General features: G+C 62.8%; 11 protein-coding genes. 6 read left to right on the top strand and 5 right to left on the bottom strand.

Going from position 1 to position 11888, the window contains the following annotated elements:
• The first annotated feature begins 523 nt into the window (after positions 1 to 523).
• A complete protein-coding gene (locus M1D78_RS00355) occupies positions 524 to 2395 on the top strand; it encodes a di-heme-cytochrome C peroxidase (protein ID WP_437421942.1) in 1872 nt (623 codons plus the stop codon).
• A 20-nt stretch (positions 2396 to 2415) separates the two neighbouring features.
• A complete protein-coding gene (locus M1D78_RS00350; protein ID WP_437421941.1) occupies positions 2416 to 3555 on the top strand; it encodes a catalase family protein in 1140 nt (379 codons plus the stop codon).
• An 83-nt stretch (positions 3556 to 3638) separates the two neighbouring features.
• Here the strand turns inward: M1D78_RS00350 and M1D78_RS00345 are convergent, their stop codons facing one another.
• The 3 genes from M1D78_RS00345 to M1D78_RS00335 all read right to left on the bottom strand — a co-directional run bounded on the left by M1D78_RS00345 (position 3639) and on the right by M1D78_RS00335 (position 6888).
• Positions 3639 to 4361, bottom strand: coding sequence for a ferritin-like domain-containing protein (locus M1D78_RS00345; RefSeq protein ID WP_437421940.1), 723 nt, complete (start codon positions 4359 to 4361; stop codon positions 3639 to 3641).
• A 12-nt stretch (positions 4362 to 4373) separates the two neighbouring features.
• Positions 4374 to 5549: a hypothetical protein gene (locus tag M1D78_RS00340; protein WP_437421939.1), complete on the bottom strand. Its 1176-nt coding sequence runs from the start codon at positions 5547 to 5549 to the stop codon at positions 4374 to 4376.
• Between the two features lie 265 nt (positions 5550 to 5814).
• Positions 5815 to 6888 (bottom strand): aminopeptidase, encoded by a 1074-nt coding sequence (locus M1D78_RS00335; protein WP_437421938.1) that lies wholly within the window; start codon positions 6886 to 6888, stop codon positions 5815 to 5817.
• A 123-nt stretch (positions 6889 to 7011) separates the two neighbouring features.
• Here M1D78_RS00335 and M1D78_RS00330 point away from each other — a divergent pair, with 123 nt between their 5' ends.
• The 3 genes from M1D78_RS00330 to M1D78_RS00320 all read left to right on the top strand — a co-directional run bounded on the left by M1D78_RS00330 (position 7012) and on the right by M1D78_RS00320 (position 8989).
• Positions 7012 to 7437: a PA0061/PA0062 family lipoprotein gene (locus tag M1D78_RS00330; RefSeq protein WP_437421937.1), complete on the top strand. Its 426-nt coding sequence runs from the start codon at positions 7012 to 7014 to the stop codon at positions 7435 to 7437.
• A gap of 107 nt (positions 7438 to 7544) precedes the next feature.
• A complete protein-coding gene (locus M1D78_RS00325) occupies positions 7545 to 7955 on the top strand; it encodes a PA0061/PA0062 family lipoprotein (RefSeq protein ID WP_437421936.1) in 411 nt (136 codons plus the stop codon).
• A 38-nt stretch (positions 7956 to 7993) separates the two neighbouring features.
• Positions 7994 to 8989, top strand: coding sequence for an LLM class flavin-dependent oxidoreductase (locus M1D78_RS00320; RefSeq protein ID WP_437421935.1), 996 nt, complete (start codon positions 7994 to 7996; stop codon positions 8987 to 8989).
• 5 nt (positions 8990 to 8994) lie between these two features.
• Here the strand turns inward: M1D78_RS00320 and M1D78_RS00315 are convergent, their stop codons facing one another.
• Complete coding sequence (locus M1D78_RS00315; protein WP_437421934.1) at positions 8995 to 9918, bottom strand: NADP-dependent oxidoreductase; 924 nt, start codon at positions 9916 to 9918, stop codon at positions 8995 to 8997.
• A 212-nt stretch (positions 9919 to 10130) separates the two neighbouring features.
• Between M1D78_RS00315 and M1D78_RS00310 the strand changes: the two genes are divergently transcribed.
• Positions 10131 to 11495: a cation:proton antiporter gene (locus M1D78_RS00310; RefSeq protein ID WP_437421933.1), complete on the top strand. Its 1365-nt coding sequence runs from the start codon at positions 10131 to 10133 to the stop codon at positions 11493 to 11495.
• A 40-nt stretch (positions 11496 to 11535) separates the two neighbouring features.
• On the opposite strand, the gene M1D78_RS00305 is transcribed toward M1D78_RS00310, so the two are convergent.
• Entirely contained in the window at positions 11536 to 11751 is a 216-nt protein-coding gene (locus M1D78_RS00305) for a dodecin (protein ID WP_011915136.1), read from the bottom strand.
• Positions 11752 to 11888: the final 137 nt, after the last annotated feature.

Below are 11888 nucleotides of genomic sequence, written 5' to 3'. Positions count from 1 at the left end.
GTTGGCCTTGACTTTAGCTTTCTCGTCCACCCTAGCGGCAAAGACTATCGAAGAGCCTAAGCTTCTCTTCAGCTGCACAATGGAATCTAACAAGCTCATCGAACTACATAAGCAAGACAATACGATTACTTATACTTTCGGACGACCTAACCATCCGCCAGAGCTAGAATTAAAAAACCATTAGACGAGGTAGTAATCTCAATAGGCAACGTGTCTGACAGCGAACTGACCAACTCTATTAGTTTTGCTAATGTCGACTATACGTACGCCGTAGTATCCAGCGTTAATAGAGTTGCTGGTATTCAAGAGCCCAAGCACGGCATATTAGTTAAGAAAAACTCTAACTACCTAACTTATCTCCCATGCATTTCAACTTCTGTGAAAGGAAGTTTGCTTGATCTTGAATAGCTGTCCGAGACAGCACTCACGGTAACGTGTCACCGAAACCAACAATGTCTCATTGCCATCGCTGCTCAACCCTGCCATAAACGCGCATTCGCCATGACGCTACAAGGACGTACAGATGCGATTGCTGCGACGCGCCCTACTCGGGCTGCTGATGATGGCCGTAGTGGCCATAGGGGTCGGGTTGTATTTCGTGGCCTTTCCGAACCTTCCGGAATACGAGGCACCCAAAGGGCTTCGCTACCTTGATCAATGGAGCGAGGCGGACCGGCAGACCTATTACTACACGCCCCAAGGCACGCAAGTTAAAGGGTTGGAGTACGACTGGTTTACCGCTCTGGAGTTGCCCTTCAATGAGGACAGGTTCGCGACACCCGCCTACCTCGCCCGCTTCGGCTTTCTGGTCGACCCTGCGCAACGCGCCACGGCGCTGAACCCTGGCAACCTGCCGGTTGGCTTCGCTCGGCACGAAGACGACGAAAGCGGACGGGCCTACCTGGACGTCAGTTGCGCGGCTTGCCACACCGGTGAGCTTCGTTACCAAGGCCAGGCAATCCGCATCGACGGCGGTGCGGCGATGCACTCGCTGGCCTCGACGGTGCCGACCTTACGTGGAGGTTCGTTCGGTCAGGCGCTCGGCATGAGCATGGCCTTCACCTATTACAACCCCTTCAAGTTCAGCCGTTTCGCCCACGCGGTACTGGGTGAGCACGACGAGCCGGCGCGCGCGCAGCTGCGCCGCGACTTCAAGCAGGTACTGGACCGACTGCTGGGGACGGCCTACAACGACTGGCACCGGGGCCTGTACCCGACCGAGGAAGGCTTTGGTCGAACCGATGCGTTTGGCCGTATCGCTAACACGGCCTTCGGCGATGCGCTGGACACGGCCAACTACCGCATCGCCAACGCCCCGGTCAGCTATCCGCAGGTCTGGGACATTTGGAAATTCGACTGGGTGCAATGGAACGGCTCGGCCATGCAGCCGATGGCGCGGAATATTGGCGAGGCGCTGGGCGTTGGTGCGCGTCTGCAGCTGCTCCGTGAAAACGGGCAGCCAGTGCCGGAACATGAGCGCTACGCATCAGGCGTGCGCGTACGCGACCTGCATACCCTGGAAACAACGCTGATGCGGCTCGCACCCCCGCGTTGGCCCGAAGAGCTGCTGGGCTCGATCGACTTGGAACAGGCGAGCCGCGGCCGTGCGTTGTACCGCGAGAACTGCGCCCACTGTCATGCGGCCAAACCCAAGCCGGTCGACAAACGCTTCGCTCCCGGCCGGGACCCGGAATGGAAGATGCCCGTCATCCCGACCACGGTTGTCGGTACCGACCCGACCACGGCTGACAACATCGCTGACCATCGCTTTGACCTGTCCCGCCTCGGCTGGACGCCCGACGAGCTGGCACGGCTCGACGTCAAGCTGTACGGACGGTCAGCCGGCCCGCTGGATCTGACGCAAGTATCCAGCGCCAAAGGCCTCGCCTACCTCACCGCGTACGTTCAGAACCGCGCCTACCAGAATGCCGGTATCACCCCGGAAGAACGGGCCGAGTTCGATGGCTTTGGACTACCGATCGGTGTGCAGGAGATTCGTGGCTACAAGGCGCGTCCGCTCGAGGGCATCTGGGCGACGCCTCCTTTCCTGCATAACGGCTCGGTGCCGACGCTGTTCCAGCTGCTGTCGCCCGTGGCCGAGCGACAGGTCACGTTCTGGGCTGGCAACCGCGAATACGACCCGCAGCACGTCGGCATACGAACCGAGCCGTTCAAAGGCGGCTTCCTGCTCGATACGACGATCACCGGCAACAGCAACCGCGGGCACGAATTCCGCGCCGGCTGCCGCGGACACGGCGTCATCGGCCGAGCACTCGCACCCGAGGAGCGCTGGGCGCTGGTCGAGTACCTCAAGGTGCTGGGCGACGCCCGCTTTGAACCGCGGTTAGCCGATATTCCACCGCGACCTCACAACCCAGGGCCTAGCTGCCCGTAGCCAACGCAAAGGATATGCACATGCTTAAAAGGTTCTGGCTCTGGCTTGGCCGCGTTCTGGCCAAGCTGATAATCATGGTGGTTGTCATTGGGCTAGCTGGCTGGGCGATCGGCGCAGTGGTGTTCCACGTGAAGCACAGCGGTCCGGTTTCGAGCGAAGAGGTCATCGCGCCCACCGAGGCCGCCGACACCCAGGCGATCATCGAAAACGCGGTCGCCGTGGTCGAGCAGCACAGCGAGAACACCCGCGTACTGCGTGACGCCCATGCCAAGGCGCACGGCTGCGTGCGCGCCGAGGTTAGCGTGCGTCAGCGCCTCGAACCCGAGCTTAGGCAAGGCGTGTTCAGTGATCCAGGCAAGGCATGGAGCGCCTGGGTCAGGCTTTCCAACGGCAACGCCTACCCGCAATTCGATCGCATCAAGGATGCTCGAGGCATGGCGATCAAGCTGCTCGACGTACCTGGCGAAAAACTCACACGCGACCCGCGGCATGCCGGCGAACAGGACTTTGTCATGTTCAATCACCCGGTTTTCTTCGTGAGTGACGTCGCCGAGTACCGCAGCAACTTTGCCGCGCAGGCCGAGGGCAAGAAGGCCATGGCGTTCTTTCCCAGCGCCGATCCAAGGACGTGGCAACTGCGCCACTTGTTCATCGCCCTGCAGACCCTCGCCCCAGCACCAGAGAGCCCGGTCGCGACTACCTACAGCTCGGTCGCGCCCTACAAGCTGGGCGACCTGAACATCAAGTACCGCGTGATTCCGGCACCCGAGCGCTGCCCGACCTACGCACTGCCGGAGCAGAACCGCGACCTACCGAACTTTCTACGCAGCGCGCTTTATCGACAACTCTCGCTAGACCGCGTACCGGCCTGCTTCGAACTGCAAGTACAACGGCAGAAACCCGAACACTACATGCCGATCGAAGACACCAGCATCGAATGGGACGAGGCGATTTCGCCATTTGAAACAGTTGCCGACATCCGCCTGCCGGCTCAGGACTTCGACAGCCCCGAACAGAACCTCGCCTGTGACAACCTCTCGTTCAACCCCTGGCATGCGTTGCCAGCCCATCGCCCCATCGGCGGGATCAATCGATTGCGCAAGGCGGTGTACGAGGCGATCAGCACCTATCGCTTGGAGCGCAACGGCGCGCTGCGGTAACTCGCGGGCGCTTCCTAAAGCAGAACCATGCGCAAAAAAAAAGCGTGCCCTGAGGCACGCTAAAGGATGAAGCGCACGCGGTGTCACTTCACTTGGCTGATTAGATCCCGCCGCAGCAAGGTCTTGATCTTGACCAGATGGTCGTCCTCCTGCTCTTTGGCCTTGTGAAAGCCCTTTGCAATCCGGGGGTGACCGCCTGCTTCGGCCAGTTCGATCAACAATTCCCAGGCGGCATTGTCTTCAAGCTCAAGGGTGAGCAGCGCATTGATGCCCTGGGAAATGTTCGTACGTGGGTCGGTGAGCACCTGCATGACGCCCATCGATTTGACCGCAACGATATCCGCGCAGGGCGTCTGCGCGGTTGGGTCAGCCCCGAGCGTCTCGATCGCTTCGGCCACCATGTGCATGTGCTCGAACTCTTCGTCGCGGATGTGCTGCAGTACCTGAACCAGATCGGAGCCGGCGGTCTCGAGCGCCTTCGCCTTGGCGATCATGGCGTCATACAGCCGAACACCGCTGCGCTCGAAGGCCAGGCGCTCGCCTAGCTTGTCGACAAGTAGCTCAGGGCTTTTGCCCAGCGCCATATCGAACGTCGACTTGATCATGCCCTTGGCCGACCCAGGTACAGGAACCGAGCCAATGCGATCAGCTTCCTCGGCACGCGTCGAGCGCTCGAGCATCATGCCCTTGGAATCGCCAGGAACGTCTGGATGGATCTCGTTGACGGCATCGAGCAGGCGCTTGGTGTCCTTCGGAGACATTTGCACGCCAGTGAAGTTGGTACCGAGTTTTGCGGAAGTTGCCATGTCCTGTTCTCCTCAAGAAGCCTTGCGCATCTTCATCAGTTCGCCACCTGGCGCCCATTGGTAGCCCGCCGAGACGATGTTCGACGCGACACCTTCGGAGTTGAGTTGGGCGCGGTAGTCCAGGGAGTTCTGCGGCTCTTGGCTCTTGTCGACGTACTGAGTGCCGCTAGTGCGAAGGTTGACTTCTGCAGCCAAGACCTGGCGAACGAAGTCGCGCTGGCTCTTGAACTCGATCATCTTTGGCAGCGGGCCTCCCAAGATCTCCGCCGGGTCGCGGCGTTCGATCTTCTTGAAGTACTCGCAGGCCATGTTCAGATGGCCCAATTCGTAATCGAGGAAGCGCTCCCACATCGCCTTGATGCGCGGGTTCGTCTCCTGCTCGGCGCAGCTGGCATAGGCATAGACCTCCATCGCCTCGTGAACCAGCCACTTTTCTATGAAGGACTCGAGCGGGTCGGCCAGTGAACCGTACTGGGTCACGTGCTGCTCTTCGACAGAGGCAATCTCGGCGTAGAGCTGCCGCGCCAGCGGATCGGCGAACAACGGGCCGATGTTCATGTAGTAATCGTGGGTCTGGAACTCGGCCGCCGTGATCATTGCTGCATGAATCTTGGTAATCAGCGCCGCCTGTTCTTTTTCATAGCTTTCACGCAGGTCGTTTTCAGGATGGCGATGGTGCTCAGACGTCTGCCGGCCCGGGACGATATCGGTGTAGCCCTGCAGGATGTTGTTGGCATCCTTGCCTTCGAGGCGGTCGAGCATGGCCGAGTAGCGATACAGGTGGTCGAAGTCTTCCAGCAGGCCGAAGCGATACGTCTGCGCCTGGTAGGGATCGGGTTCAGTCTGGGCGACCGCAGCAGTGACCTCGATGGCCACCTGCTCATAGGCGACCGTGGTTTCGAGCGGCGAGTGATCGGCAGAGATCAGCCAATTGATCATCGTTGCCTGGTGTTGCTCGACCCGACGAATCTCGGCGAGCGGCCCGCGTAGCTGGCCGGTAATGCGCGCGATGCCATGCTTCAGCCGCAGCGCATCGGTCTCGATACCGTTCATAAGGATGATGCGTACCCGGGTGAAGGCGTCATCGTCGAGCTTGCTGATGGGCTTGCCCGCCATCTCCTTCCAGGTGAATTTCTGCTTGTCGAGGGGCGTGCCCTTGTTATCGAGAATGCCCGATAGGTTATCCATGTAGCCTCCGTTGGAACGGCTTTTTCTAGGTTCGGCGTACGGCAGCCTGAGGGGCCACGTAGGCGCTAATCACGGGTCAGCAAGGCTGACTGCCTAGAAAATGGACGGAACCAGGGGCGAAACAATTCCGTGTTAAACGGCGCGAAAAGCCGATATCACGACGAGCGGCCGCCTCCAACCCCGCCGAACATGGCGTTATCGAGCGGAACGGAAAACGCCGCGATGCCTTGCCGGACATAGCGCCAAGCGAAGCGGCGACGACGCCTTACATCAGCGCGTCCAACCGCCGGCTCCGCTCGTCGGCACGCAGGCGGCCGAGCGCTTCGACCGCCTCGTAGAAGCGCGGCCAATCGCCACCGGCCTGCTCGAACAGCGCAGCGAACGCTGGCACCCACCGGTCATACAAACCGAAGGGCACCAGACTGGCGTTATTCAGTGGTTGGGCCATCCAACGATCAAAGCGCGTGTCGCCTTGCCACTGCGCGTCGCGCAGCTGTCGATAGGCCTGGCGCAGGCGGGTGAATTCGGCTGCCTTGGCGGTGCGCATCCGGTCAGCGCCAAGGCCCGAGGCGTACAGCACGGCCAGTCGTTCACGCGTCTCCAGCATCAGCTGGCTGAAGTCGGCGTAGTGGTGGGGCTGCCCAGGTCGTGCCGGCGCCACGCCGCGCCGGGCCTGCCACTGGCGCAGCCCCTCGTGCTCGACGAAAGACGCGAAGGACTCGTTGAACGCGGTGTCGTCGGCCACATACAGGCGCTGATGGGCCAGTTCGTGGAAGATCAGCCCGGCGAGACGATCATCGCTCCAGCGCAACATGGAGCTAAGCAGCGGGTCGTCGAACCAGCCCAACGTGGAGTAGGCCTGCACGCCGGCAACGTGGGTGTCATACCCCTCCAACCCGAGCCGCGCCGCCTCGCCCCGGGCGCGACCCTGCTGGTAATAACCGCGATACGCCACACAACCGGCAATCGGAAAACAGTGCGTCAGTGGCGCCACGGCAAACTCCGGCGTGGCGAATACGTTCCACACCACATAGGGCCGCCCGATATCGGCATAGACGCGGTAACTGCCGTTGTCCGGCAGGCCCAGCGCTTGGCTGGCGAAGCGTCTGGCTTGCTGTGCCTGGGCCAGGCGCTGGCGCAGGGCCGGCTCGGTCCGCGGGCTCTCGATAATCGCCTCGACGGATTCACGCTGGCTCAGCAACGTCAGCTGGCCGGCAACGAGCTGCCCGTAATAGGTGCTGCAACCACTCAGCGCCACCGCCAACACCAGGGGAACCCAACGTAGGCTACGGTTGTCGACTGGGGCGCTTTTGAGCTTGTAACGAGTCGGCTTCGACATGAAACGCCTGGCATACGGGCCCTTCGCGGGCAGTGTGCCGAGCCTACAACGACAACGAAGCCCACCCAACCACGACATCGCCTCATCGCCAGCCAGACCCCGCTGCCGATCGGAGAGACAGCCATGCGAATCCTGCTTGTTGCGCTTGCGCTCACCAGCCTAAGCGGTTGCGCCCTGTGGATGCCCAAGCACGACCCCAGTCAGGCCTGGGTTGAACTGGCCCCCAACGGCGAGACCGAACTGAAGGCCGTGGCGGTCGACCAGAAGCCGCTCGATGACCACCGCTATTTTCAAGTCACACCCGGCAGCCACCAGCTCGGCATGCGCTACCGTTTCGAAGTCGCTCCAGCCGACGTCGGCCGCGACAGCGACGCGCTGGAGCGTGACTGCCGCCTGACGCTCGATTACGACCGTTTCAACGCCGGCATGCGCTACCGGCTGGTTGCCGGCGGCTACGGCTTCCGCCCCTGGGCACGGCTCTATGATCAGCACGACCAGTTGCTGGCCAAAGCAACCGAACGCGGCTGCGGTGGCGTCGCGACCCGCTGAACGGCGCGCTCACTGCGGAATAACGGGCAGGCGTTGAAAATCCGCGCTGTCTGGCTCAGGCTCGACGGCTCATGGCCTGGCGCTCAGCCCGGCTCGGAGGATTGAACATGCGACTGCCCTTGCCGTTATGCCTGGCGCTCGGCCTGTCCGGCTGCGCCAGCCCCCTACCCGCGCCCGACCCCGGCATGGCCTGGGTTGACCTGCGTGCGCAACCAAGCGACATCTTCATGTCCGATCGCCTGGACGACAAACGCACGCCCGACGGGCGCTACTTCCAGGTCGATCCCGGTGCGCATGAACTCGAGGCCCGCTACGAATTCGAAATCAGCAGTGGCGGACTTGGGCAGTTCGGCGAGACCCAGTACCTGCGCTGTACCTTGGTCATTCGTTACGACGACTTCCAGCCCGGGCGGCGTTATGTGTTCGAAGCCCGGTCCCTGGGCTTCACACCGCAGGGCTGGTTGCGCGACGAAGACCGCAACGTTGTGGCCGACGCAGAGGCCGAGCACTGTTACTAAGTGACGCGCCGCGCGGCGCGTCAGCAGAGAGGTAGAAGATGTCCCCTATCGAACAGGTGCGGTTCTCCGCACTGGACCTTGCGCCCATCCGAGACGACGGCGACGCCGGGCTTGCCCTGCGCAACTCGCTGGCGCTGGCACAACATGTCGAACAGCTCGGCTTCGAGCGTTTTTGGGTCGCCGAGCATCACAACATGGACGGCATTGCCAGCGCGGCGACCTCCGTGCTCATAGGCTACCTGGCCTCCGGCACGTCGCGGATTCGCCTGGGCGCGGGCGGCGTGATGCTGCCCAACCACGCGCCCTTGGTGATCGCCGAACAATTCGGCACGCTCGAAGCGCTCTATCCGGGCCGTATCGAACTGGGCCTCGGCCGCGCGCCGGGCGCCGACCAGTTCACGGCGCATGCGTTGCGCCGCGACCGCATGGGCAGCGCCGATGATTTCCCCGCGGACGTCGAGGAGCTGCAACTGCTACTTGGCCCGCGCCAGCCTAACCAGCGCGTGATTGCCATGCCGGGTGTCGGCAGCAATGTGCCGCTCTGGCTGCTTGGCTCCAGCCTGTTCAGCGCCCAGCTAGCCGCTGCGAAGGGCTTACCCTACGCCTTCGCCTCGCATTTCGCGCCGCGCTATGTGCACGAAGCGATTCGCCTATACCGCGACAACTTCCGGCCGTCCGAGGTGCTCGACAAACCCTATGTGTTGCTTGGCGTGCCGTTGATGGCGGCCGATACCGACGAGCAGGCTGAGTACCTGGCCACCACGGCGTACCAGCGCATTCTGGCGCTGATACGCGGGCAAAGCCTGGTGCTGGTGCCGCCGGTCAGAAGCATGCAAGGCAAATGGCTGCCGCACGAACAGGATGCGGTTGGAAGTTTTCTAGGTATGGCCTTGATCGGCGGTCCTGCGAAGATCCGCGCGCGACTGGACGTCCTGCTCGAGCAGACCGGCGCCGACGAGCTGATCTTTACCTGCGACTTCTACGAAACCGCCGACCGCCATCACGCGTTCGACATCGTCGCCGGGCTGCGCTGAGCCCGTCAGTCAGCGATCCGCAGGATGACCTTGCCGCGTACGTGCCCGGTCTGGTTCAGGCGCATGGCCTCGGCGGCGCGCTCGAGCGGGAAGCGTTCGGCGACGGGCACATCCAGCCGCCCTTCTGCTGCCATGTCAGCCAGCACCTGCAAATCGCTACCGCTGGGGCGCACCCAGATGTAGTGACCACCGGCCTGCTGCACTGAGTCATCGACGATCGAGGCGTGCCGGCCACCTTCACGCAACACCGCCTGGGTGACCGGCAGCACGCCGCCGATAAAGTCGGCGACCACATCGACGCCTTCGGGCACCAACTCACGCACGCGCTCGGCCAGCCCATCGCCATACTCGACCGGCTCGATACCAAGCGCGCCGAGAAAGTCGTGGTTCTTCTTCGACGCCGTGCCGATCACGCGGCCGCCCAGGTTACGAGCGATCTGCGCACCCATCACGCCGACACCGCCCGAGGCCGCATGAATCAGCACGGTGTCGCCGCGGCCGATGCCCAGACGCGTCAGCAACTGATAGGCCGTCAGGCCGGCCAGCGGCAAGCCGCCGGCTTCGTCCCAGCCCAGCGCCTCGGGCTTGCGCGCGACCGAACGGGCCGGGACGCTGACGAATTCGGCGTAGGTGCCACCTTGGACATAATCCTTGCGAGCGTAGGCGAGCACCGGGTCGCCGACGGCGAATTCGGGCACGTCGAAGCCGACCGCTTCGACCGTCCCTGCCACATCCCAGCCGGGGATCACCGGGAAGAAGGTGGGCATCACCGCATCCAGCTTGCCGGCCATCAATTTCCAGTCCACCGGATTCACAGCGGCGCGGCGCACGCGGATCAGCACCTCACCGGGCGCCACTTTGGGCATCGGCTCATCGCTGAGCTGCATGACGTCAGGTTCGCCGTAGCACGCATAAGTCATCGCTTTCATCGAGTACTCCCTCTGGCTGGGCGAGGCGAAGGGCTGGCAGCACCGCGCCTCGCAACGGTGCCTTTCTAGTGACCGGGCATCGCGCAGGCAATTCCGCCCGGCGGACGGGACGTGTCATCCGCCGGGCATGCTGAACCTCATCCCGCGTGCCCGGTTCGAAAGGAACATGGCGCCGCAGCTGTCCGCGCGACGCACCCGAATCGGAACACTGAATGAATTTTCTCGAATGGATGGCCGTGCTCGGCGTCCTGCTCTTGATCCTGGCGCTGGCGTCGGCCTACCTGCGTTGGCTCCCCGTGACCACTTCCTTGATCTATCTCGGCTTCGGCCTGCTCATTGGCCAACTGGGTATCGGCCTGTGGGAAATGGAGTTTCTGCACATCGCAGGGTGGATGGAACACCTCACGGAAATCGCCGTATTGGTGTCATTGTTCGTCAGCGGCCTCAAGTTACGCATGCCGTTAAGTCACCCGGCCTGGAAAAGCGCCTACGTGCTCGCCGGCCCGGTGATGCTGGCCTGCATCGCCGGGGTTGCCGCGTTCTGTCATTACGCCTTCGGGCTGAGCTGGGGAGTCGCCGTGCTGATCGGCGCCATCCTCGCCCCCACCGACCCGGTGCTTGCGAGCCTGGTGCAGGTGAGCAACTCACGGGACAGTGACCCCGTGCGCTATGGCCTGTCCGGCGAGGCTGGATTCAACGACGGCACGGCGTTTCCCTTCGTCGTCTTTGGCCTGCTGCTGATCGAGGAAGGCACGCTCGGCTCCGGCTGGGTCAGCGGCTGGGCGCTACACCGGCTGCTCTGGGCGGTGCCCGCCGGCCTGGCGTTCGGCTACTTGCTCGGGCGCGTCATCGGCCGGCTGGCCATCTACCTTCGCGCGCGGCACGCCGATACCTCCATGTCGCCCAACGACTCTCTGGCCCTTGCACTGATTGCCTTGGCCTACGTTGGTGCTGAGCTGATCGGCGCCTGGGGATTTCTCGCGGTGTTTGCCGCCGGCCTCGGCCTGCGGCACGCCGAGAAAGATGCCGCGGACGAGTCCGAAACCCCTTCCGAAGAGTTGATTGCGCACGCCGTGCCGCACCTTGCCGAAGGCGGCCTGGTACCGCGTGAGTTACCGCTGGAGGAAGGCAAAATCGACGAGCCCAAGGTCGCCGCCGGCGTGATGGTGGGCGACATCCTGACCTTCGGCGGGCAGTTGGAGCGCAGCCTGGAAGTCTTGCTGGTGACCATGCTGGGCGTGCTGGTCTCCGTCCACTGGGACTGGCGCGCAGTACCGCTGGCGCTGGCGCTGTTCATGTTGATCCGCCCACTCAGCGTCTGGCTGTTGATGCCGCGGCGTTACCTGGACCGCACTCAGCGCCTGACCGTCGGCTGGTTCGGCATCCGCGGGATCGGCAGCCTTTACTACCTGAGCTATGCCATCACCCACGGCCTGTTGCCGGATGAAGCAGACGACATCATCCAGTTGGTCATTTCAGTGGTGGTGTTGAGCATCTTGATCCACGGGCTGAGCACTCAGCCGCTGCTGCGTCGTTATGAACGCAGCCGCGGCCAACCCCCGACCGATCACGCCTGAAGGGCGCCCGGCGAAGGGCGCCGGCGAGAGGGCGTTGCCATCAGCTGTTGGCGAGACGGAAACCGACCTTCATGGTGACCTGGAAATGGCCGACCTTGCCGTTCTCGACATGGCCTCGAATCTCGCCGACCTCGAACCATTCGACGTTTTGCAGTGACTTGGACGCCTCGGCGATGCCGTTCTGGATCGCCTCGTCGACGCTGTTGCGCGAGGAACCGACGATTTCTACCTTCTTGTACGTGTGATGGTCCGACATGAACTGTCCCCTTCTGGTCTGAGGAGCCTCCGCTCGATGATGACGCGTCCTGTCTCATTGAGGCCCGTAGAGCGGGCAGGAAGTTCAGCGCAGCGGCGCGATCGGCCCGCTCAAGAGGCCAGAGTCGAGCTGACGCG

This window comes from Pseudomonas sp. SA195 (genome assembly GCF_054131565.1).
Note: the sequence above shows the minus strand (reverse complement) of the source record. Positions and strands in the feature narration are given on the sequence as shown.

Excerpts from the sequence above, each read along its gene's own strand:
- M1D78_RS00355 (WP_437421942.1), top strand. The coding sequence starts at position 524 with ATGCGATTGCTGCGACGCGCCCTACTCGGGCTGCTGATGATGGCCGTA.
- M1D78_RS00350 (WP_437421941.1), top strand. The coding sequence starts at position 2,416 with ATGCTTAAAAGGTTCTGGCTCTGGCTTGGCCGCGTTCTGGCCAAGCTG.
- M1D78_RS00345 (WP_437421940.1), bottom strand. The coding sequence starts at position 4,361 with ATGGCAACTTCCGCAAAACTCGGTACCAACTTCACTGGCGTGCAAATG.
- M1D78_RS00340 (WP_437421939.1), bottom strand. The coding sequence starts at position 5,549 with ATGGATAACCTATCGGGCATTCTCGATAACAAGGGCACGCCCCTCGAC.
- M1D78_RS00335 (WP_437421938.1), bottom strand. The coding sequence starts at position 6,888 with ATGTCGAAGCCGACTCGTTACAAGCTCAAAAGCGCCCCAGTCGACAAC.
- M1D78_RS00330 (WP_437421937.1), top strand. The coding sequence starts at position 7,012 with ATGCGAATCCTGCTTGTTGCGCTTGCGCTCACCAGCCTAAGCGGTTGC.
- M1D78_RS00325 (WP_437421936.1), top strand. The coding sequence starts at position 7,545 with ATGCGACTGCCCTTGCCGTTATGCCTGGCGCTCGGCCTGTCCGGCTGC.
- M1D78_RS00320 (WP_437421935.1), top strand. The coding sequence starts at position 7,994 with ATGTCCCCTATCGAACAGGTGCGGTTCTCCGCACTGGACCTTGCGCCC.
- M1D78_RS00315 (WP_437421934.1), bottom strand. The coding sequence starts at position 9,918 with ATGAAAGCGATGACTTATGCGTGCTACGGCGAACCTGACGTCATGCAG.
- M1D78_RS00310 (WP_437421933.1), top strand. The coding sequence starts at position 10,131 with ATGAATTTTCTCGAATGGATGGCCGTGCTCGGCGTCCTGCTCTTGATC.
- M1D78_RS00305 (WP_011915136.1), bottom strand. The coding sequence starts at position 11,751 with ATGTCGGACCATCACACGTACAAGAAGGTAGAAATCGTCGGTTCCTCG.